The sequence below is a fragment of the Ruegeria sp. YTSA108 genome (assembly GCF_059610185.1).
In genome coordinates, this window is sequence record NZ_JBXWND010000002.1 from 1 (window position 1) to 22,383 (window position 22,383).

Here is a 22,383-nt window from a genome sequence, read left to right on the forward strand (position 1 = left end):
CGCTGACGGCCCAGCTCGGACGTGATCGAGCCGAACAGCTCTGGGTCGCGCGCTGAGAGAGACTGGGTGAAAAAACCGGTATCACGTAGATTGGCGTTCATGGGGGCTCCACAATGCTGGGATTTCTTGCGGATTTCCTATCGGAAACGGGGCATCGGCAAAAGGCTTAAAGCGACGATTTGGCCAACGGTGGCGTCAAGTCTGGTCTATAGGGGAAAGGTATGATTGTTTCGGAACCAAATGTGCAGCACTGGAAACCACAATAGATGATTCAAAGAATCGCTTTTCTTGCCAGCGACGCCAAGGTGGCTCAAACCGCACGCGACAAACTGGTCAGGCGCTATGGCAATGCGGCGCCGCGTGATGCAGGTGTAATTGTCGCGCTGGGTGGGGACGGCTTTATGCTGCACACTTTGCACAACATGCAGCACCTCGATACGCCCGTATATGGCATGAATCGTGGAACAATCGGGTTCCTGATGAACGAGTTCCACGAAGAAGATCTGATGGACCGTCTTTCCGCCGCTGAAGAAGAGGTCATCAACCCGCTGGCGATGCGCGCGATGGATCAGTCCGGAAAGATCCATGAGGCGCTAGCCATCAATGAGGTCTCTTTGCTAAGGGCAGGCCCTCAGGCGGCGCGGCTGAGGATCAGTGTGGACGGTCGCGTGCGCATGGATGAATTGGTTTGCGATGGCGCTTTGCTGTCAACGCCAGCAGGATCGACGGCTTATAACTATTCCGCGCATGGGCCAATCCTGCCGATTGGATCGGATGTTCTAGCCCTGACAGCGATTGCAGCCTTTCGTCCGCGACGCTGGCGGGGCGCGCTGCTGCCCAAAATCGCCCAGGTTCGGTTCGATGTGTTGGACGCGGACAAGCGGCCGGTCATGGCGGATGCGGATTCAAATTCATTTCCGGATATTGATTGGGTCGAAATTCGATCTGAACCGGCGATTCGGCACCGTATCCTGTTCGACCCGGGCCACGGCCTGGAAGAGCGTCTGATTTCGGAACAGTTCACCTAAATGGAAGGTCAGGTACGAATTAATCGCGCTTGTGTGAACCAGTTCACACGAATCCGATTAACATTAAGGTACTGTGAACTTGCCTGGAGAACACGCCATGGTGGAAGTGAGTGGCCATCAACGGCGGTTTCGAAATGAACGTGCAGTTTATGTGCGGGCGAGGGTAGGTGGTGCTACGCTCGTTATCGGATTTCTAGGCATATTTTAGAAAGCGGACCCCGGGTACAAAACCCCGGGGTCAATTTTTTTGGACAACGTTTATTTAGAAGGACGTCCCCATTTTCTTCCACAATGGCAGGCACATTTGCCCCACCCGGTCTTCTATTGCCGCGGCGGCGTCTACGGCCATATCCTCGCGCCATCTGCGGGCTGCGATCTGGATGTTGATCGGCTGCGGCCCATGCGGCAGCTCGGCCAGCCGCGCCGGAACACATGCCGCGGGCAGGCCGATGAAGTTCATCGCATAGGAATAGACCGCACAGCCCAGAACTTCATGCACGCCCTCGGCGCCCTCGGTGTCTCGGTCCGGTTTGAAGAACGGCTGTGGCAGGAATGGTGACAGGACCAGAGGATAGTTTTGCATGAACAGAGACCACTCGCGCGCATAGTGGCTGCGTTTGGCCAGCATTTCGATAAGGTCTGTGCCAACTATGGGTGGGAATTCCTGAAAGTAGACCTCGAATATGTCGCGGATTGTTTTTGATCCCGCAGCCTCGATATCGGCTTTCAACAAGGTCAGAACTTCACCCATCAGGGCGCGGTACCCACCACGACCAGCTTCAAAGATATCGGGTGGTGCGACCTCTTCCACTACATAGCCTGCTTCGATCAATGCATCGCGTGCCGTATCCAGAGCCTTGCCGACTTCGGGATGCAAATCGTATCCAAAGGTCTGCTTGGTGAAGGCGACCTTGATCGGGCCGGTTTGGTCCTCACCCCGCCACGGCATCGGCACGTGAAACGGATCGCGCGGATCGGGCGCGATCAAGCTGGGCATGGACAGGTGCAGGTCCGCTGCGGAGCGCGTGATCAGACCCTGCACCGACATCGATTGTGCCAGTATGCCCCGTTCTGCCGATTGGCTGGGATTCCACGCCGGAACACGACCCAGACCCGGTTTGACGGTGACCGCCCCATTGGCGGCGGCAGGAAATCGCAGGCTGCCCCCTATATCGTTGCCATGGGCCACCGCACCGATCCCAGCCATCACAGCCGCGCCCGCGCCACCAGAAGATCCCCCGGGCGAGATATGACGCCCCCAGGGGTTATACGTGCGGCCATGCAGTTCGTTGTCTGTGTCAGCACGGAATGAAAATTCGGGCGTGTTTGTGCGACCGATGACGATGGCGCCCGCCTTTTGCAGGTTGGAAACAACCGGCGCATCATCCGGGGCGATCACGTCTTTCAGGGCAACGACCCCATTCGAGGTCGCATGTCCTTTTTGATCGACGTTGATCTTGATGGTGACCGGCACACCATGCAGGGGGCCAGGCTGCTCTCCGCCACTGACCGCCTTATCCAGATTTCGCGCACGGTCCAGCGCTTGTGAACTTAGATCTTCAACAACCGCATTCAGCGCAGGATTGACCTGTTGCATCCGGTCGATGGAGGCTTTGACGGCCTCTTCCGCGCTGATTTCCCTGTTGCGCGTCAACGCGGTCAGATCGGTGGCGTTCAGACGCCAGATGTCGGTTTCTGTCATGGGGCCTCACTGTCTTGGTCAGACAGTAGAGGCCCGGTGTCAGGTTGCAAGAGGCGGCAGGCGCGCCGATTTTCTACTGGGCGTAGCCGATGGATTTGAGGGCCTCGGTGATCTCGTCCAGAATCGCCGGATCGTCGATGGTGGCGGGCATCTTGTAGTCCTTGCCATCCGCAATCGAGACCATGGTTCCGCGCAATATCTTGCCCGACCGCGTCTTGGGCAGCCGGTCGACAACCACGGCCAGCTTGAAGGCAGCGACCGGTCCGATCTTTTCGCGAACCAACTTGACGACATCCTGAACGACGTCACCGTGGTCCCGATCACAGCCCGCATTTAGGCACAAGAAGCCAACCGGCATCTGGCCCTTCAGCTGATCCGACACACCGATCACGGCGCATTCGGCAACGTCAGGGTGCGCGGCCAGAACCTCTTCCATGCCGCCGGTGGACAGACGATGGCCCGCGACGTTGATCACGTCATCGGTGCGCGCCATGATGTAGAGGTACCCGTCCTCATCAACCATGCCCGCATCGCCGGTTTCATAATATCCGGGAAAGTGATTCAGGTACGAGCTTTTGAACCGGTCTTCGGCGTTCCACAGCGTTGGCAGAGTGCCGGGGGGCAGGGGCAGCTTTACCGCAATCGCGCCCAGCTCTCCGGGTTTCATCGGGTGGCCACCTTCGTCCAGGATCTGCACATCGTAACCGGGCATCGGCTTGGCAGGTGACCCTAGCTTGGTTGGCAGTTCTTCAATCCCCAGCGGATTGCCCGCGATGGTCCAACCGGTTTCGGTTTGCCACCAATGGTCGATGACCGGAACGTTCAGCGCGTCTTTGGCCCATTCGATCGTGTCGGGATCCGCCCGCTCTCCGGCCAGAAACAGGGCTCGCAGGCAGGAGAGGTCGTATTCAGGGATTAATTCCCCCTTGGGATCTTCACGTTTGACCGCGCGGATTGCGGTGGGAGCAGTGAAGAAACTGCGAACATTATGCTCGGATATCACCCGCCAGAAGGTTCCTGCGTCTGGGGTTCCAACCGGCTTGCCCTCGAACACTATCGTGGTGTTGCCGTGGATCAGCGGCGCGTAGCAGATGTATGAGTGGCCAACGACCCAGCCGACATCCGAGGCCGCCCAGAACACATCGCCGGGGTCTACGTTATAGATGTTCTTCATCGTCCAGTTCAGCGCGACCAGATGACCGGCAGTTGGCCGCACAACCCCTTTGGGCGCTCCGGTCGTGCCCGATGTATACAGGATATAAGCTGGATCATTGCCATCGACAGGAACACATTCCGCAGGCTCAACACCGTACTGGAACCCGTGCCAGTTGAAATCACGCCCCTCGATCAAATGCGCAACCTCTTGTTCGCGCTGGAATATCACGCAGAAATCGGGCTTGTGGCTGGCAAGTTCGATGGCACCGTCAAGCAGCGGTTTATAATGCACCACACGGCCCGGCTCCATCCCGCAAGAAGCGGCGATGATTGCTTTTGGTTTGGCGTCATCAATACGGACCGCCAATTCGTTGCTTGCAAAGCCACCAAACACAACCGAGTGCACCGCACCCAGCCGGGCACAGGCCAACATCGCCTCAAGCGCTTCGGGGATCATCGGCATATAGATGATAACCCTGTCGCCCTTTTCGACACCTTTTGCCCGCAATGCCCCGGCCAAAGTAGCGACCCGATTGCGCAGTTCGACATATGAGATCTCGCGCTTGGTGTGGGTGATTGGGCTGTCATAGATGATGGCCGTCTGTTCACCGCGACCATTCTCGACATGGCGATCAACTGCATTCCAGCAGGTGTTGACCCTGGCATCACAGAACCATTCATAAAGAGGAGCATTGTCGTCAAACAAAGCCTTGCTGGGTGGCCGAACCCAATCAATTCCTTTTGCAGCTTCCATCCAGAATGCCTCTGGATCGGATTTCCAGCTCTGGTAAACGTCCTGATATGCCACTTTGGTCTCCTCCGAAAAATCCCTGCACCGTGTCTAGGGCGGGGTATAGGGGGCAGACAAGCGGTCGAAGTGACGGGGCGTCACTTTATCGCAAAATATTTGCAGATGTATAAGAATTTCCCTGCTAATTTTTGCAAACCTGTCGGCAATTTATGGATTTTGCGCGCCGAATTCACAGTTTTGCAAAACTGCAAATGTTTTGGTGCAAATATGAAGGAATCAGTCCGGGCACCTGTTTCGGTGCCCGGAGGGGATCCGTGACCCTTTACCCGTAATGAGCGACAGGCGTTCCTGCGATCGCCGCCATGTTCAGTAACCCGCGTGCGGTGATCGAGGGGGTCACGATATGTGCCTTGTTGCCCATACCCATCAGGATCGGGCCAACTTCCAGCGCGTTGGCCTTCATCTTCAGGATGTTGCGCACACCGCTGGCGGCATCTGCGTGGGCAAATATCAGGACGTTGGCGACACCTTCTAGACGTGAATGCGGGAAGATGCGCGACCGCAGTTCAGGGTCAAGCGCTACGTCCAGATTCATCTCACCCTCATATGTGAAATCGCGCGGCTCCGAGTCCAGAATCTCCAAAGCGGCCCGCAGGCGCTTGCCCGAGCCTTCGGCCTGATTGCCGAATTGAGATTGCGAACAGAACGCGATTTTTGGCTCCAACCCGAAACGCCGGACATGACGGGCCGCGCCCAGGGTGGTTTCGGCAAGCTCTGCAGGCGTTGGTAATTGCCTCACATGTGTATCGGCGATGAACAAGGGGCCGTCTTCAAGAACCATCAGAGACAAAGCGCCATGTGCGCGCAGGTCGCCATTGGCCAACACCTGTTCGACATAGCTTAGGTGCCAGCGGTATTCGCCAAAGGTTCCGCAGATCAGGCTGTCGGCCTCGCCACGCTGGACCATGATCGCCCCAATGGCTGTGCTGTTGGTGCGCATGATGGCCTTGGCCAGATCAGGGGTGACACCGCGGCGCTGCATGATCTGGTGATATGAGGTCCAGTAATCATAGTAGCGATTGTCATGTTCCGGGTTCACGATCTGAAAATCCTCGCCGGGACGCACGGTCAGGCCCAGGCGCTCGCATCGCGCTTCGATGACTTCGGGACGTCCGATCAGGATCGGTGTTTCCGTGGTTTCTTCCAGAATGGCCTGAGCGGCGCGCAGCACACGTTCGTCCTCGCCCTCGGCAAATACTATTCGGCGCGACGCAGCTGCTGCGGCCTCGAAAACCGGGCGCATGATCAGGGCGGATTTGAAAACCGTCTGGTTCAGGCGCTCTTTATAGGCCTCCATATCTGGAATCGGACGCCTGGCAACGCCACTGTCCATAGCCGCCCGGGCCACTGACGAGGACACAACAGCGACGAGGCGCGGGTCAAAAGGTTTTGGGATCAGATAGTCAGGTCCGAAGGTCAGTTGCTCGCCCTTATAGGCGGCGGCGGCTTCTGCACTGGTCGTTGCCCGGGCCATATCAGCGATACCGTCTACGCAGGCGATCTGCATAGCGTCGTTAATTTCGGTCGCACCAACATCCAGGGCGCCCCGGAAGATGAAAGGAAAGCACAGAACGTTGTTCACCTGATTGGGAAAATCACTGCGACCGGTTGCGATGATCGCATCGGGGGCCACTTCGCGAGCTGCGTCCGGCAGAATCTCGGGCGTCGGGTTAGCCAGCGCGAAGATGATTGGTCTGTTGGCCATTTTCGCGACCATTTCGGGTTTCAGGACATTCGGTCCGCTAAGCCCCAGAAACAGATCGGCATCCCCGATCACGTCATCCAGCGTGCGCAGATCAGTCTTTTGCGCAAATTGGCTCTTGTGCGGGTTCATGTCCTCGGCTCGCCCTTCATAGACAAGCCCGTGAATGTCACACAGCCAGATGTTTTCGCGTTTCACACCCAGCTTCACCAGCATGTTCAGGCAGGCGATCCCAGCCGCGCCTCCGCCGGTCGAGACGATTTTGATATCCTCGAACTTTTTCCCGGCAACGTACAGCGCGTTCTTGGCAGCGGCGCCCACGACGATTGCGGTGCCGTGCTGGTCATCGTGAAAAACGGGGATGTTCATCCGCTCGCGGCACAGTTTTTCGACAATAAAACAATCGGGGGCTTTGATGTCCTCAAGATTGATTGCCCCGAACGTGGGTTCCAGCGCGCAAACGATATCGGCCAGCTTTTCGGGGTCGGATTGGTCAACCTCGATGTCGAAACAGTCGATCCCTGCGAATTTCTTGAACAGAACCGCTTTGCCTTCCATCACCGGCTTAGAAGCCAGAGCGCCTATATTGCCCAGGCCCAGCACTGCTGTTCCGTTCGAGACCACGCCAACAAGATTGCCCCGCGCAGTGTAAAGCTCGGCGTTGGATGGGTCGGCCTTGATTTCCAGGCTGGCCTCGGCGACGCCGGGCGAGTAGGCGCGCGCCAGATCCCGACCGTTGGCCATGGGTTTCGTAGCCCTGATTTCGAGCTTTCCAGGCTTTGGGTGAGCGTGATAATCAAGCGCGGCCTGTCGCAGGTTGGGAGTGTCAGACATAGGCAATTCATCTCCGTTCCGAATTTGGTTGAAGGGTTAAACTATTTCTGGCGCCTTGGCTACGTGACGTCACTTCATAAATGGATTTTTGCCAAACACGGCCGTAGGTTGAATTATGTTCTAATATGGTTACGGTCGCGCATCTTCATATTCGGCACCGCTTCCACAGGAGATCGAAGGCCCAAGATGACCCCGGAAAAACAATCTCAGTCGATACCCGTCACAACCGATACCAAGCGGTCCTTTGGGCTGGACCAGCCGCTGTTTCGTGCAGCGATTGGAGTTGCGTTGCTGATCTTGGTGGTCCTCTGTATCTGGCCGGTGCAGGCGATGTCCCTCAGCCATGAGGGTGGCCCGTTCGAATCCATTTCGGCCGCGGCGCTTGTTCTGGCCGGGGGCATTGCGCTTTTCCGGTATCGCGGGATTTCCCGTCTCTATATCGGTCTCGTCTGTTTGCTGCTGGCAGAGCGCGAACTTGCTGCGGATATCTATGCCGTAGATAGCTTGCCATATGGGATTCTGAATGGGCTGGACACGCTGCTCGATATGAACGCGGTTCGCGTCATCCTGGCTGTTTTGGTTCTGGGCGGCTTGCTCTGGCACGGGGTGCCAAACGGGTGGCGTGCGTTCAAGCATCGGGTCCCGTTTCTAATGGTGTTCTTTCTGGCCGGTATGTGTGCGGTGGTTGCGCAGGGGTTGGAAGAAGTCAGTGGCGCACTGAAAGACGACCTGTCGGACCAGATGATCATGCGTTTGTTTGTGTTGGAAGAAACGCTTGAGATGTTCTTTTCGATTGGCATTTTGGCTTCTGTTCTGATCGGATGGCCCAAAGCCACGACCGAAGAGAACTTGAATGACCAGCAATCAGACCAAAGCTGAGATTCGTCTGCCGACGCAGGAATTACGTGACGACATCCCGTTTTTTACCAAGGTACTGGGGATGCGGATGGATATGATCTATCCGGCTGATGACCCTCGGGTCGCCGTGTTCTCGGGGCATGGATTGCGATTACGGATCGAACAGGATGCACCCGAGGCGCCCGGAATGTTGCGCATTCTGACCGAAAATCCGGATCAGTTTGCGGCTGGCCAGCGCAGTTTGGTCGCGCCGAACGGGACGCGTGTCGAAATTGATGAACTGAACCCGCCGATGGTGATGCCGGATACCGTGCATTCCTTTGTCGTGCGCAGACTCAAGGATCAGGCCCCGTGGGTCATCGGGCGCGCCGGAATGCATTATCGCGATCTGGTACCCGATCGCTTGGGCGGGTCGATCATTGCCAGCCATATCCGCATTCCCGATGGCGGTCCGGTTCCGGACATGGTGCATTTCCACAAGGTCGGGTTTCAGTTGATTTTCTGCATCCATGGCTGGGTCGATGTGGTTTACGAGGATCAGGGCGACAAGATGCGCCTGACCGCCGGCGATTGCTTTATTCAGCCGCCCGAAATCCGCCATCGTGTGTTGGAAGCATCGGACAATGTGCAGGTGATCGAAATTGGTGTTCCCGCCGAACATGTCACCGAAATCGACCACGAAATGCAGTTGCCAACCCCGCAATTCCGCCCGGATCGCGAATGGCAGGGCCAGCGCTTTGTCTACAACCGGGCCGAGGGGGCAGAATGGGGGCCGTTCCGTTTGCCGGGCTACATCTGTCGCGACACCACGATTGCCCAGAACACGATGGGTGTCGCAGGCGTTCAGGTGGTGCGTCGGGGGCAGGGTGACACCGCCTGGGCTAAACATGATACCGATATTCATTTCACCTTCGTTATGAACGGTGAGCTTACGCTTGAAGGCGAGGGGCGCGACCCGTATCGGCTGGAACAAGGTGATGCCTTTGTCATTCCACCGGGCATGCGGACACGCCTGTCTGATCCGACCGATGATGTTGAACTGCTTGAGGTCACGCTGCCTGGCGTGTTCAATACGGTTCTGGATTAAGCATTTTGGCTCAGGAATTCTGCGCTCGGGGCTTCAATTCCCCGGGGGCTTTCATTTAGGGTATGACTTTCTGACCAGATGATCAAAAAATGGGGAATCGCCATGAGCTTGAAAGACGCAGCCTTGTCCGTGCGGGAAAACGCCTATGCGCCTTATTCCAATTTCAAGGTCGGCGCGGCGATCCGGTCCCTGTCGGGGCAGATCTACTCCGGTTGCAATGTGGAAAACGTGGCCTATCCCGAAGGCACTTGCGCCGAGGCCGGAGCCATTGCCGCCATGGTCGCTGCTGGCGAGCAGGAACTGACCGAGGTTTACGTGGTCGCGTCGTCTCCTCAGCCAGTACCGCCGTGCGGGGGGTGCCGCCAGAAACTGGCCGAGTTCGGCAAGCGTGACGTCAAGGTGGTATTGGCCAGCTTGGACGGGGCGGAGTTGAAAACCACTATCGGGGATCTGCTGCCAGGCGCATTTGACGCCTCGCATATGGAGGTTGTCTGACCCCATGGACGCCCGCTCGATCATCGCAAAGTTGCGCCGCAAGGATATACCCTCCGCCGAGGAACTGCACTGGTTTGCCCAGGGGCTTGCCGATGGTGGGGTCAGTGACGCGCAGGCAGGGGCCTTTGCGATGGCGGTTTGCATGGGTGGGTTGGGTGCGCAGGGCCGTGCCGATCTGACCATTGCGATGCGCGACAGCGGCGATGTCCTGAACTGGGATGTGGAAGGTCCGGTAATCGATAAACACTCGACCGGGGGTGTGGGCGACAGCGTCAGCCTGGTACTGGCCCCCGCACTGGCCGAGCTTGGGGCCTATGTGCCAATGATTTCTGGCCGGGGACTGGGACATACGGGCGGCACGTTGGACAAACTTGAATCCATCCCCGGTGTGACCACCCAGATCAGCCAGGACCGGCTGGTGCAGGTGCTGAACGAAACGGGGGCAGCCATTGTCGGCACCACCGGGCAAATCGCGCCAGCGGACAAACGGCTTTACGCCATTCGGGATGTCACGGCGACAGTAGAAAGCCTCGACCTGATCACCGCGTCGATCCTGTCGAAAAAGCTTGCAGCCAGCCCGGATGCACTGGTGCTGGACGTTAAGGTTGGCAGTGGGGCCTTTATGAAAACCCTTGATGACGCGCACAATCTGGCACAGGCGCTGACTGAAACCGCCAACGCTGCAGGGTGTCGGACCTCAGCAGTCATAACCGATATGAACCAGCCGCTTGCCTCTGCGCTGGGCAATGCACTTGAGGTGGATGAGGTCATGAAGGTATTGACCCAAGCGCCAGACGCGCCGTTGGCTGTGATCTCTGCCGAACTGGGTGGGGTTCTGTTGGCTGACGCCGGTATGTTTGCCACTTCAGAAGAAGGCCGGGACAAAATCGCCAAGGTCATCCGCGATGGCCGTGCCGCAGAACGGTTTGGCCGCATGATGGCCGCAGTTGGGGCACCCATTCACTTTGTCGACGATTGGTCGCGCTATTTACCCGAAGCCAGCGTGATCCTGGAAGTGCCCGCTCCCGCTGCGGGCTATGTAACCACGATAGACGGAGAGGCGCTGGGCCTTGCGGTTGTCGAATTGGGTGGCGGACGTCAGGTTGAAAGCGATGTGATCGACCCTGCGGTCGGGCTGTCAGATCTGGTGCGACTGGGCGACCGGGTCGAAAAAGGCGTTCCATTGGCTGTCGTCCATGCCGCCCGCGAGGATGCCGCGCGACGTGCGGCTGATGCTGTTCAAAAGGCGATCACGCTTGGAACGGGTAAACCAGTGGTGCCATCCCTTGTCCACGAGAGGATCACGCCATGAGCCGCGCCTTCCTTGTGGTGATGGATTCTGTGGGTATCGGCGGCGCGCCCGATGCTGATCAGTTCTTTAATGGCGACATGCCGGATACTGGGGCAAACACTCTGGCCCATATCGCGCAGGCTTGTGCACAAGGTCAGGCGGAAGAGGGGCGATCCGGGCCTTTGCATCTACCGCATTTGGATGCGCTGGGGTTGGGTGCTGCGGCACGGCTGGCCTCGGGTGCGGAAACGCCGGGTTTGCTGGCCCAGCCGACAGGTCTGTGGGGCTGCGCCTGTGAGGATTCTCCGGGCAAGGACACGCCATCGGGGCATTGGGAGCTAGCAGGGCTGCCTGTGCCATGGGACTGGCATTACTTTCCAAATACAACACCATCATTTCCGGTTGATCTGAGCAAGGCCGCAGCAGAGGCCGCCGGAACCGAAGGGATTTTGGGGGATTGCCACGCCTCGGGCACCACGATCATCGCCGAATTGGGGGCCGAGCATATGCGAACCGGTTGGCCGATCTGCTATACCTCAGCCGACAGTGTCTTTCAGATCGCCGCGCATGAAGAAAGCTTCGGCCTAGACCGTCTGCTTGACCTCTGCCGCACGCTGGCCCCACGTTTGCACCAGATGAAAGTGGGGCGTGTGATCGCACGGCCCTTTGTCGGCTCGCCCGAACAGGGGTTCACCCGCACGACCAACCGCAAGGACTTTGCCATCGTGCCGCCCGCTCCGGTGCTGACGAACTGGTGTCAGGATGCGGGCCGCCGTGTTCATGCAGTGGGCAAGATCGGCGATATCTTTTCCATGCAGGGAATCGACACACTGCGCAAAGGGTCGGATGCTGATTTGATGGGTCATCTGTCCGATCAGGTCGATGAGGCCGAAGAGGGCAGCCTGACATTCGCGAATTTTGTCGAGTTCGACAGTCTCTATGGCCATCGGCGCGACATCAGCGGCTATGCCCGCGCGCTAGAATGGTTTGACCAAGAGATAGGTGCAATTCTGACCCGGTTGCGCCCCGATGACCTGATGTTGTTGACCGCTGATCACGGCAACGACCCAACCTGGATCGGCACCGACCACACGCGTGAGCAAGTACCTGTCCTGATTGCAGGGCAGGGTGCGGGGCAGATCGGTCAAGTCAAATTCGCCGACATTGCCGCCAGTATCGCGCATCACCTGAATATCCCGGCTCAAGGGCCGGGGCGGAGCTTTCTATGACTGTCGCTGACCTACCCAAGATCGAACTGCACTTGCATCACGAAGGTGCCGCGCCGCCTGCCTTCATCCGTCAGCTGGCGCATGAAAAGCGCGTCGACCTGAGCGGGATTTTCAAACATGACGGGTCTTATGATTTCCGGGATTTCGCCCATTTCCTCAGCGTATATGAGGCCGCCTGTGAGGTGCTGAAATCGCCCGAGGATTTCCGCCGTCTGACGTTGGCTATTCTTGAAGAAAGCGCGGCGAACGGGGTAGTTTATTCGGAAAGCTTTCTGAGCCCCGATTTCTGTGGCGGTGGCGATTTGGTGGCCTGGCGCGACTATCTAAGTGCCATTCAGGATGCCGCTGATGAAGCCGAGCGGAAGTACGATATCACTCTGCGCGGCGTGGTGACCTGTGTCCGGCATTTCGGACCCGAACAGGCCAAGCTCAGTGCATATTGTGCTGCTGAAACTGCGGGCGACTGGATTACCGGGTTCGGTATGGGGGGCAATGAATCCATGGGGGTTCAGGGCGACTATAAGTGGGCGTTTGACTGCGCGCGCGAGGCCGGACTGCGCCTGACCACCCATGCCGGAGAGTTCGGCGGGCCGGATAGTGTCCGCGATGCGATCCGTGATCTGGGAGTTGAACGCATCGGCCATGGCGTGCGTGCGATCGAAGATCCCGACCTTGTGCATGAGATCGTTGATCGTGGTGTGACGCTCGAGGTTTGCCCGGGCTCGAACGTGGTTCTGGGCCTGTTTCCCGACTTTGCCAGCCATCCGATTTCCAAGTTGCGCGAGGCAGGTGTCAAGGTCACCGTGTCCACCGACGATCCGCCGTTTTTCCACACCACAATGCGGCGTGAATATGAGATGTTGGCCAAAGCTTTCGGTTGGGAGGCCGAGGATTTTGCCGCCCTGAATGAAACCGCCCTGAATGCGGCTTTTTGCGATGAAGCGACCCGTGCGCGGGTCAAGAAAAGACTGGAGATATCATGAGCGAACACCTGACCGTCGTCGACCACCCGTTGGTGCAGCATAAATTGACGCTCATGCGGGACAAGGTCACTTCGACCGCCGAATTCCGTCAGTTGCTGCGTGAGATCACCTTGCTTCTGGCCTATGAAATCACGCGGGAAATGCCATTGACCACGCGCCATATCGAAACCCCGATGGAAGAGATGGACGCCCCCATCCTGGCAGGTAAGAAACTGGCGTTGGTCTCTATCTTGCGCGCCGGTAACGGAATGCTGGACGGCGTTTTGGAACTGATCCCCTCGGCCCGTGTTGGCTTTGTTGGCCTGTACCGCGATGAAGAGACTTTGAAGCCCGTCCAATATTACTTCAAAGCGCCCGAGGGGCTGAAGGACCGTTTGGTCATTGCTGTCGACCCGATGCTGGCAACCGGCAACAGCTCGGCCGCTGCGATTGATTTGCTGAAAGAGGCTGGCGCGACGGATATCCGTTTCCTCTGCCTGTTGGCCGCCCCCGAAGGTGTTGCCCGCATGAAAGAGGCGCACCCGGATGTTCACATCGTCACCGCCGCACTGGACCGTGAGCTGAACTCAAAAGGCTATATCATGCCAGGTCTGGGCGATGCGGGTGACAGGATGTTCGGGACCAAGTAAGCGGGCTTATCCGCCGCAGATATTCTGCAGCCGGACCCATTCGCGATCTGGCAGTATCTGTTGCAGAGGCTGGCCCGCCATCGGGTCGGCCTCGATCAGGCCCAGCACGGTTTCACCTGTGACGTCCGTCGCATAGGCAAAGGGGACCGAGGGCAAAGCTGCCTCGGCAAAAATTTCCAGCAGGTTCTCGTCTGGTACAGCCGGACGGGGTTCTGATAGAACTTCTTCGGTATAACTGTCGACAATCTGAGGTGTCAGCTCACCGGTTGTCAGCAGGCGGAACGCAGATCTGATGCCGGTCCGGTCCAGCAGATCATCCAGTGGGTCCTGTGCCTGCACACGTGCACGTTCCGCAAGGATGTACCCGGCCACGACCGAGGGGTCCTCGTGATCTTCGACCAGAGATCGGTTCAACAGGACAACTCCACCCGGCAGGGTCAGGCTGGTCTGTACTCCGGCTGGTAGGATAACGATTGCGCGCACGCCCGTTCTTGCAGCCAGATGATCCAGTGCTTCCTGAGTGCCCTCGGACACGCAGGCGCGGCCTGACACTCTTTCGATGCGCCTCAGGATCGTGTCGCCGATGTCGATACGTTTGATTTCGGGAACGACGGATACGACATGGTTTTGTAACGCTGACGGTAACCACAACAGCATGAGCGCGGCCACAGCAGCCACAACCCCGGCCACGCTGAACCACCGCAAACGCCCGGGGTGGGGGCGTGACCGGTCGATGGCACGCTGCAGACGGTCAATGGCTTCGATCATCGTGGTTTCGGATTGGGCCAGTTCCAACGTCTCTTGCGGGTCGCCATCCGGGTGGTAAATTGCAGGGAAAACACCGGGGTTCTGGCGCTCTAACGCGGCCAGCGACCAATGCGTCAGTGCCCGGTCGTTGAAATCCGATATCGTCAGCGTCGCTTCGCCAATCGACACAACAACCTCGCGCCGCTGAACATCGGGCGAGGGGCGCCACAGACCGGTGGCTTCGATCCGCTGGAACTGTTTCAGTGCCGTCATCGGGGTGATGTCTGCTCGTTCTTAATTGGAGCCAGCTTAACACGCTAAATTCAACCGGCGCAAACCTGTTGCGCGATGTTCAGGAAATGTGCTGGATACCTAGACGAGCGGAATATTCTGTTACCGCTCTCCATCATGCCGCGGGGAAAATGATGCAGGCGGACACCCAGACTTCACCGGTTTTGGCCTCGGTGCTGATGGTCAGTGCTATGGCAATCATCGGCGTGATTGATAATGTGGTCATCTTGGTGGCCGAAACGATCGGTCTGTGGCAGTTCCATTTCAGCCGGGCACTGCTCATGCTACCGCTGATAATGGGCCTGTCACTGCTTGGGCTGGGCCGCTTGCGCCCGATTAGGCTTGGCCCCGTGATCCTGCGTAGTGTTCTCATCACATTGGCCATGTTGTTCTATTTTGCCTCGCTTGCGCTGATGCCGATTGCTCAGGCGTTGGCGGGTTTGTTCACGTCGCCGATCTTTGTGCTGTTGATTACAACCGTCGCCATGAAGCAACGGATAGGCCCATGGCGTATTCTGGCCGTTGCAGTAGGGTTTGCTGGGATTTTGTGCGTGTTGCAGCCGAATCCCGGCGAGTTTGATGCAAAAACGCTGTTGCCGGTCGCCGGAGGGCTGTTCTACGCGTTCAGTTCAGTCATCACCCGAAGCCACTGCGCGCAGGAAAGCACAACGGCATTGCTGGCGGCTATGGTGACAACCTTGGGAGTGGCCGGAGCGGTAGGGCTGATCGTGTTATCCTTGTTTCCGGGGGTTCCGGTCGCTGGGCCGGAGGGCTTCGTCACCCGTGGCTGGGTCTGGCAAATGGGACCGGCAATTCCTTGGATTATAGTTCAGGCAATAGGGTCGACGATTGCGGTATTCATGCTGATCAAATCCTATCAGATCGGTGAGACCTCTTATGTGGCGGTGTTTGAATACTCGGTGATGATATTTGGACCCTTGTTCGCCTGGAGGGTCTTTGGGCAGAATATCGGTGTTCTGCAGATCCTCGGCATATGCCTGATCGCAACGGCCGGAGTTCTGCTGGCCTGGCGGTCCACGCGTTCCGCCGCTACAGAGTCCGCATCGTGATCATTTCGCGCGGTCGCTCTTATATCTTCGTCCACATTCCCAAAACTGGAGGGACATCTTTGTCGCTGGCTTTGGAACAGCGCGCGATGAAGGATGATATTTTGCTGGGAGATACGCCCAAGGCAAAGAAACGCAATAGGCGGATCAAACAGCTATCGGCACGTGGCCGCCTTTGGAAACATTCAACCCTCGCCGATATCGAAGGTGTTCTTTCACCGGATGAGTTGTCGGGGATGACAGTCTTTACCCTGGTCCGAAATCCCTGGGATCGGCTTGTCAGCTATTATCACTGGCTCAAGGTGCAAGGCTTTGATCACCCCGCAATCGCGCTGGCCCGCGCCCATTCGTTTGAAGGATTTGTCTGCCACCCTGCGACGCAACAATCGCTCCGTCAGCATCCGGCGCGGCACTACGTGACGCGAGCCGATGGTATCGAGCAGTGCCAGTATTTCATCAGACTCGAAGCGTTTGATCAGGACGCAGAGCCTCTGTTTGACCACCTGGGGTTCCGGATCACGCTGCCGCATCTGAATCGTTCAGAGCGGGCGAAAGATTACCGAAGCTATTATTCAGCCGCATCACAAGAGGCCGTCGCCGAGGCATGCGCTGAAGATATAGACAGATTCGGATACTCTTTTGATTAGATGACAGAAATATAGTTTCCCTGCCGGACTTAATACCGGGCGATTACAGATCGTTGTTCCGTTTTTAGCGTTATCCAACGGGGTTTGGGACCCAAATCAGGCTCAAATGTGTCAAAATTTGGACGCGTGATCGGTTTGGATGCTAATGAATATCTATTGTTTTTGGTGCCAGCAGGGGGGGGAGGCACGTGTTTGAAGTAGTGAGTGACATGGGTATTTCAGATGTTCCGGAAAGCCGGACACAATTCGAAACCAGAGTAGAACTGAACGCGCGCCGTGGCGGCTTGATCCACGGGACCAGGGTTGCAACTGTCGACGGCTGGACGCCGATTGAAGACATTCAGCCTGGTGATCTGATCCGGACAGTCGAGAACGGCTTTAAGGCAGTAAGGCGCATTTCTGTCGATACGATTTCGGTTCCTACCGAAGAAAGTCGGATCGAGTATTTGCCAGTCCGCGTACCCCCAAGTGCCGTCGACAGCCCAGGTACGATTTGGATCATGCCTGAACAGGGTATAGCATTGGAGCATGGCACCGCAGATCTGACTGTTGTGGCAGCACGAAAGTTGAGCGGTTTGTTCCGCATCAAGTCGGACGTCCCGGCATCATCATTCGATGTCAGCGCACTGTTCTTTGACGAGGATGAAGTGGTCTATATGGAAGGCGGCATGCGCGCCTTCTGCCCGTCAGGGCGTTTCGGCGGCCACTGCGGCACAAGTGCGGGCTATCAAATTGCCGAAAGCGAAACAGCGGCGGAATTGGTCGAAGATATACGAACCGAGGGCCGCGTGGCAGCCCTTGCCAACCCGTTGGGTGCGCTGCCTGCACCCATCTCGCTGGAACAAGTTGTCCCTTTGAGACCCAGCAGGGGCGCGCGTCGCCCGGGTCGTCCGGGCCGACCTCTCCCAGTGATCTGAACGGCAGACCAACCAAACACGACAAGCAGGGTGCTGGCGTAAGGTCTCTTACGCCAGCACCAACTGTTTAGGCAGCCTTGGCTTCGGGGTTGAAACGCCCGTAGAAGCTTTGGCCTTTATCTGCCATCTCACGCAGCAGCGGCGGGCAGGTAAACCGTTCCCCATATTGTGCGGTCAACTGATCGCAGCGCTCGGCCGCATAAGGGGTGCCGATGATGTCCAGCCAGCTCAGTGGGCCACCTGACCAAGGTGCAAAGCCCCAGCCCAAGATTGCGCCGACGTCACCCTCGCGGATGTCTTCCAGAACGCCTTCTTCCAATGCGCGGACGGCCTCCAGAACCTGAGCGAACATCAGGCGTTCCTGCACTTCGATCAGGTCGGGCTGATCCTCTGCCAGCGGATACTTGTCCTGCAGACCCTTCCAATATTCGACGCGCTTGCCTTTTTCGTCATAGTCGAAGAAGCCCGCGTTTGCCTTGCGGCCCAGGCGGCCCTGTTCTTCCATCCAGAAGATCAGATCATCGGACGGGCTTTCAGGATATTCGTTGCCCATCGCGGCCTTGGTCGCGCGTGCGATCTTGGCACCCAGATCAATCGAGGTCTCATCAGTCAGCTGGATCGGCCCGACAGGGAAGCCCAACTGGCGTGCCGCGTTGTCGATCAGAACCGGGCTGACGCCTTCGGTCACCATCCGGGCACCTTCATTGATGTAGGGAATGATGCAGCGGTTGGCGTAGAAGAAGCGGGCATCGTTGACCACGATCGGCGTCTTGCGGATCTGGCGCACATAGTCCAGCGCCTTGGCCACTGCGCGATCACCGGTTTCCTTGCCTTTGATGATCTCGACCAAGAACATCTTCTCGACGGGCGAGAAGAAGTGGATGCCGATGAACTGATCCGCACGCACCGAAGCTTTGGCCAGGTCGCTGATCGGCAGGGTCGAGGTGTTCGAGGCAAAGATGCAGTCCTCGGGAATGATCGCCTCGACCTTTTTGGTCATCTCGGCCTTGACGCCCATGTCTTCGAAGACGGCTTCGATGATCAGGTCACAGCCCTTCAGATGATCAAGGTCAGGGGTCGCGGTGATGCGGCCCAGCATGGCCTCTTTCTTTTCAGCCGTAACCTTGCCGCGCTTCATACCTTTGTCCAGGTACGTCTCGGTATAGGCTTTGCCTTTGTCTGCTGCTTCCTGATCGCGGTCGACCAGAACAACTTCCATACCGGCCTGCGCCGATACAAGTGCGATACCCGCACCCATCATGCCAGCGCCCAGAACACCGATCTTCTTGACTGACTGATCCGGTACGCCCGCAGGACGCACGGCGCCTTTTTCCAAGGCTTCCTTGTTCAGGAACAGTGATCGGATCATGGCACCCGAAGACGGGTTCATCAGAACGGAGGTGAACCAACGGGCTTCGATCTTCAGCGCGGTGTCGAAATCAACCAGCGCACCTTCGTAAACAGCGCTTAGCAACGCCTTGGCGGCAGGGAACGCACCCTGGGTTTTGCTATTCACCATAGCCGAGGCGCCGACGAAATTCATGAAACCGGCAGGGTGGTAAGGCGCACCACCGGGCATTTTGTAACCCTTGGCATCCCAAGGCTTCACAATGTCCGCATCTTTGGCGTTCAGCACCCAATCTTTTGCCGCGGCAACTGGATCCTCTGCGATCTCATCGATGTAGCCTGCACTTTTCGCCTTTTTGACGTCCAGCATCTTGCCTTCCAGCAACAGCGGAGCGGCTGCAATCGCACCGACCTTGCGGACCATACGGGTGGTGCCACCAGCGCCGGGGAAGATGCCAACCATGATTTCAGGCAGGCCGTATTTCGCCTTTGGATTCTCGGCTGCAAAGATGCGATGCGTCGACAGCGGTAGTTCCATGCCAATGCCTGCGGCTGTACCGGGCAGGGCGGTTGCAATCGGCTTGCCGCCTTTCTTGGTCTTGGGGTCCATGCCCGCCAGCTCGATCTTGCGCAGCACGCCGTGCATATTCATGGTGCCTTCGAACAGGCCCTTGGCGGGGTTGTCGCCCGCCTGTTCTTTCATCACCGCAAGCAGGTTCAGGTCCATGCCACCGGCGAACGAACCTTCTTTCCCGCTGGTGATAACGATGCCTTTGATCTCGTCATCGGCAAGTGCCTGATCGATGCAATCGCTCAACTGTGCGAAGCCGTCAAAAGACATCACGTTCATGGACTTTCCTAGGACGTCCCAGGTGATAATGGCGACGCCGTCCGCGTCTTTGCTCAGAGTGAAATCAGTCATTGTCATCTCCAATCTGGTCAGCCGTTAGCGGGCTGCCATCTTTCCGGGTGAAGGAGAATCCGTTCTCATCATCCTTCACCATCATGTCTAAGTCGCTGTAATAGCCGGTCTCGTTCGGGGTCCGTGTGCCCACCACCAGAAAGGTTGCAGGCGCATCGGTGTTGTTCACAAGGTGATGGCCGTTGGCTTCACCTGCGGGCCATGCGGCGCAATCGCCGGGCTGCATTTCATGCTCGCCATCGTCGTCGATCAGCGTACAGGTGCCGCTTAGCACGATTGCAAACTCGTCCTGCTCCATATGGTAATGGCGCAGCGAGGACATGCCCTGCGGTTCCAGCCGCACGATGTTCACACCGTACTGGGTTAGCCCGCCCGCATCCCCGAGGCGCTGAACAAAACGGCCTGCGGTCGCCTCGGCCAGCTTGCCGGGATAGGCCGAGCCGCCCTGAAACGGAATCTGAGAGAGATCCAGCTTTGGCATCAGACGCGCTCGATGATCGTTGCTGCACCCATGCCGGATGCGATGCAAAGCGTGGCCAGCCCGGTTTCCTTGTCCTGACGTTCAAGCTCATCCAGCAGGGTGCCGATGATCATCGCGCCGGTCGCGCCCAGCGGGTGGCCCATTGCGATCGAGCCGCCATTGACGTTGACCAAAGCCGGATCGACATCGAATGCCTGCTGGAAGCGCAGAACAACCGAGGCAAAGGCTTCGTTCACTTCGAACAGGTCGAGATCGCTGATTTTCATGCCGTTGTCGGCGAGGATTTTCTCGGTCACCGGAACCGGACCGGTCAGCATAATGGTGGGGTCGGTGCCGATCTTGGCCGTGGCCTTGATGCGTGCGCGCGGCTTCAGGCCGTATTTCTCGCCGAATTCCTTGTTGCCGATCAGAACTGCCGCCGCACCATCCACGATGCCCGAGCTGTTACCCGCGTGGTGGATATGATTGATCTTTTCCAGATGCGGGTACTTCAGCTTTGCGACGTTGTCGAAGCCGGGCATCTGCTCACCCATCATCTGGAAGGCGGGGTTCAAGCCACCCAGGCTTTGCATGTCCGTGCCGGGGCGCATGTATTCATCATGGTCCAGAATGGTCAGGCCGTTCTGATCCTTAACGGTGATGACCGATTTAGAGAACCGGTTGTCGTCCCACGCAGCTTTTGCACGGCGCTGCGATTCCATCGCCAGCGCATCAGCCTGATCGCGTGTGAACCCGTATTCGGTCGCAATGATATCAGCCGAGATACCCTGCGGAACGAAATAGGTGTTCATCGCCAGTGAAGGGTCAGCAGCAATCGCAGCGCCATCGCTGCCCATCGGAACACGGCCCATCATCTCGACCCCACCTGCGATATAGGCGTCGCCTGCGCCGCCTTTGACCTGGTTGGCCGCCAGGTTCACAGCTTCCATGCCCGAGGCGCAGAACCGGTTGATCGCCAGCCCGGGGATCGATTCATCCAGATCAGAACCCAGCACTGCGGTTCGTGCCAGACAGCCGCCCTGTTCCATAACCTGGGTTACGTTGCCCCAGATGACGTCCTCTACGGCGTGGCCCTCTAGATTGTTCCGCTCTTTTACGGCGTTCAATGTCAGCGAGGACAGGCGCGCCGAAGTCAGCTCGTGCAGGCTACCATCCTTGCGGCCTTTGCCGCGCGGAGTACGCAGGGCGTCATAGATATATGCGTCGGTCATAGTTTTCTCCTTAAGCTCGATCCGGCACAGAGCCGGGCATCAGGTCGTAGGGGTGTTTCCAGCCAGGCTGCTGGGACAAGCGTGTCAGCCAGGCGTCGATATTTGGCCATTCGGTGCGGTCAAAGCCGAAGGGTTCAGGATAGTAGAGATAGCCACAGCAGCTGAGATCAGCATTGGTTACACCGTCCCCAACGATCCAGTCGCGACCGTTCAGATGTGCATCCAGGACTTGATACGCAGCCTTCAGGCGACCCTGGTTGAATGCGATCACATCTGGGTTGCGATGTTCTTCCGGCAGAAAGTTGATCAAAAAACGGGTCAGGCCTGCCATCGAGCTGAGTTTGTGATTGTCCCACAGCACCCAGCGCAGTACCTCGTATTTCTCTTCCTGCGACTTTCCTCCGAACATACCTGTCTTTTCAGTTATATAAGTCTGAATGGCCCCGGACTGACTGGTGCGAAAGTCGCCATCAATCATGACGGGCGCTTCACCCATTTCGTTGACAGTGGCACGAAATTCGGGAGTGCGTGTCACTCCTTTGAAGAAGTCGACTTCGACGGCTTCCCATTCTAACCCTGATAACTCCAGAGCCAGCGCCGCCTTGTACGAGTTTCCGCTGACGCCGAAACAATGCAGTTTGATGGTCATCATTTGCCTCCCTTGGCACATGAGTCAGTGCGATGTGCTGTATCATGTAGCCCGCCCTTTTTTGGGCGGGTCTGTTTTCTTATCGTTTGCGTTCTTCAAGTTCGGAATTGAAGATACGCAAACGGTGCGTCAGGCTCTCTTCGTCGATGACACTGTTGAAGTTCTCGAACAGGAATGACAGTGCCTCACCTTCGTCCAGACCAGCCTCGCGCGCGAACCCTCTGAGTTTGCGATAGCCGTCTTCGGTCATGGCGACCGGGAAACGGCGTGTTAGGCGAAATCGTTTTGGCATATCGAGCC

20 protein-coding genes are annotated in these 22,383 nt (G+C 57.7%); 11 read left to right on the plus strand and 9 right to left on the minus strand.

Annotated elements, in window-relative coordinates:
* The first annotated feature begins 266 nt into the window (after positions 1 to 266).
* Positions 267 to 1,028 (plus strand): NAD kinase, encoded by a 762-nt coding sequence (locus AC2FHW_RS03025; protein WP_142632779.1) that lies wholly within the window; start codon positions 267 to 269, stop codon positions 1,026 to 1,028.
* Between the two features lie 262 nt (positions 1,029 to 1,290).
* Here AC2FHW_RS03025 and AC2FHW_RS03030 read toward each other — a convergent pair whose 3' ends face one another.
* The 3 genes from AC2FHW_RS03030 to AC2FHW_RS03040 form a co-directional block, all read right to left on the minus strand.
* A complete protein-coding gene (locus AC2FHW_RS03030; protein ID WP_496821394.1) occupies positions 1,291 to 2,730 on the minus strand; it encodes an amidase family protein in 1,440 nt (479 codons plus the stop codon).
* Positions 2,731 to 2,803: 73 nt separating this feature from the next.
* A complete protein-coding gene (gene prpE / locus AC2FHW_RS03035; RefSeq protein ID WP_271948034.1) occupies positions 2,804 to 4,693 on the minus strand; it encodes a propionate-CoA ligase PrpE in 1,890 nt (629 codons plus the stop codon).
* 265 nt (positions 4,694 to 4,958) lie between these two features.
* On the minus strand, positions 4,959 to 7,232 hold the full coding sequence (locus tag AC2FHW_RS03040; RefSeq protein WP_142632785.1) for an NADP-dependent malic enzyme: 2,274 nt from the start codon (positions 7,230 to 7,232) through the stop codon (positions 4,959 to 4,961).
* Between the two features lie 186 nt (positions 7,233 to 7,418).
* Here AC2FHW_RS03040 and AC2FHW_RS03045 point away from each other — a divergent pair, with 186 nt between their 5' ends.
* The 7 genes from AC2FHW_RS03045 to upp all read left to right on the plus strand — a co-directional run bounded on the left by AC2FHW_RS03045 (position 7,419) and on the right by upp (position 13,804).
* Positions 7,419 to 8,111, plus strand: coding sequence for a hypothetical protein (locus tag AC2FHW_RS03045; protein WP_271948030.1), 693 nt, complete (start codon positions 7,419 to 7,421; stop codon positions 8,109 to 8,111).
* Positions 8,086 to 9,177, plus strand: a complete 1,092-nt coding sequence (locus AC2FHW_RS03050; protein ID WP_271948028.1) for a cupin domain-containing protein — start codon at positions 8,086 to 8,088, stop codon at positions 9,175 to 9,177. The genes AC2FHW_RS03045 and AC2FHW_RS03050 overlap by 26 nt, the downstream gene beginning before the upstream one ends.
* 102 nt (positions 9,178 to 9,279) lie before the next feature.
* Positions 9,280 to 9,672: a cytidine deaminase gene (locus AC2FHW_RS03055; RefSeq protein WP_496677966.1), complete on the plus strand. Its 393-nt coding sequence runs from the start codon at positions 9,280 to 9,282 to the stop codon at positions 9,670 to 9,672.
* A gap of 4 nt (positions 9,673 to 9,676) precedes the next feature.
* Positions 9,677 to 10,984 (plus strand): thymidine phosphorylase, encoded by a 1,308-nt coding sequence (locus tag AC2FHW_RS03060; RefSeq protein WP_496677965.1) that lies wholly within the window; start codon positions 9,677 to 9,679, stop codon positions 10,982 to 10,984.
* Positions 10,981 to 12,192: a phosphopentomutase gene (locus AC2FHW_RS03065; RefSeq protein WP_142632793.1), complete on the plus strand. Its 1,212-nt coding sequence runs from the start codon at positions 10,981 to 10,983 to the stop codon at positions 12,190 to 12,192. Before AC2FHW_RS03060 ends, AC2FHW_RS03065 begins: the two co-directional genes overlap by 4 nt.
* Positions 12,189 to 13,175: an adenosine deaminase gene (locus AC2FHW_RS03070; protein ID WP_142632795.1), complete on the plus strand. Its 987-nt coding sequence runs from the start codon at positions 12,189 to 12,191 to the stop codon at positions 13,173 to 13,175. The genes AC2FHW_RS03065 and AC2FHW_RS03070 overlap by 4 nt, the downstream gene beginning before the upstream one ends.
* Positions 13,172 to 13,804, plus strand: coding sequence for a uracil phosphoribosyltransferase (gene upp, locus AC2FHW_RS03075; RefSeq protein WP_281994363.1), 633 nt, complete (start codon positions 13,172 to 13,174; stop codon positions 13,802 to 13,804). Before AC2FHW_RS03070 ends, upp begins: the two co-directional genes overlap by 4 nt.
* A gap of 6 nt (positions 13,805 to 13,810) precedes the next feature.
* On the opposite strand, the gene AC2FHW_RS03080 is transcribed toward upp, so the two are convergent.
* The gene (locus tag AC2FHW_RS03080) at positions 13,811 to 14,824 is read right to left on the minus strand and encodes a hypothetical protein (protein WP_496677962.1); all 1,014 of its coding nucleotides are present in this window, start codon (positions 14,822 to 14,824) and stop codon (positions 13,811 to 13,813) included.
* 152 nt (positions 14,825 to 14,976) lie between these two features.
* Here AC2FHW_RS03080 and AC2FHW_RS03085 point away from each other — a divergent pair, with 152 nt between their 5' ends.
* The 3 genes from AC2FHW_RS03085 (at position 14,977) to AC2FHW_RS03095 (ending at position 17,473) form a co-directional block, all read left to right on the plus strand.
* Positions 14,977 to 15,912, plus strand: a complete 936-nt coding sequence (locus tag AC2FHW_RS03085; protein WP_271948019.1) for a DMT family transporter — start codon at positions 14,977 to 14,979, stop codon at positions 15,910 to 15,912.
* Positions 15,909 to 16,556 (plus strand): sulfotransferase family 2 domain-containing protein, encoded by a 648-nt coding sequence (locus AC2FHW_RS03090; protein ID WP_142632803.1) that lies wholly within the window; start codon positions 15,909 to 15,911, stop codon positions 16,554 to 16,556. The genes AC2FHW_RS03085 and AC2FHW_RS03090 overlap by 4 nt, the downstream gene beginning before the upstream one ends.
* A gap of 188 nt (positions 16,557 to 16,744) precedes the next feature.
* Positions 16,745 to 17,473 (plus strand): Hint domain-containing protein, encoded by a 729-nt coding sequence (locus AC2FHW_RS03095; RefSeq protein WP_496821396.1) that lies wholly within the window; start codon positions 16,745 to 16,747, stop codon positions 17,471 to 17,473.
* Between the two features lie 67 nt (positions 17,474 to 17,540).
* Here AC2FHW_RS03095 and AC2FHW_RS03100 read toward each other — a convergent pair whose 3' ends face one another.
* The 5 genes from AC2FHW_RS03100 to AC2FHW_RS03120 form a co-directional block, all read right to left on the minus strand.
* Entirely contained in the window at positions 17,541 to 19,742 is a 2,202-nt protein-coding gene (locus AC2FHW_RS03100) for a 3-hydroxyacyl-CoA dehydrogenase NAD-binding domain-containing protein (protein ID WP_271948013.1), read from the minus strand.
* Positions 19,735 to 20,223 carry a cupin domain-containing protein gene (locus AC2FHW_RS03105; RefSeq protein ID WP_496707883.1) on the minus strand — a complete coding sequence of 163 codons (489 nt, stop codon included), beginning with the start codon at positions 20,221 to 20,223 and terminating at the stop codon, positions 19,735 to 19,737. Before AC2FHW_RS03105 ends, AC2FHW_RS03100 begins: the two co-directional genes overlap by 8 nt.
* Positions 20,223 to 21,434 carry an acetyl-CoA C-acetyltransferase gene (locus AC2FHW_RS03110; RefSeq protein ID WP_142632809.1) on the minus strand — a complete coding sequence of 404 codons (1,212 nt, stop codon included), beginning with the start codon at positions 21,432 to 21,434 and terminating at the stop codon, positions 20,223 to 20,225. The genes AC2FHW_RS03105 and AC2FHW_RS03110 overlap by 1 nt, the downstream gene beginning before the upstream one ends.
* 10 nt (positions 21,435 to 21,444) lie before the next feature.
* Positions 21,445 to 22,083, minus strand: a complete 639-nt coding sequence (locus AC2FHW_RS03115; RefSeq protein ID WP_496821398.1) for a glutathione S-transferase family protein — start codon at positions 22,081 to 22,083, stop codon at positions 21,445 to 21,447.
* Between the two features lie 79 nt (positions 22,084 to 22,162).
* Entirely contained in the window at positions 22,163 to 22,375 is a 213-nt protein-coding gene (locus tag AC2FHW_RS03120) for a hypothetical protein (RefSeq protein WP_142632813.1), read from the minus strand.
* Positions 22,376 to 22,383: the final 8 nt, after the last annotated feature.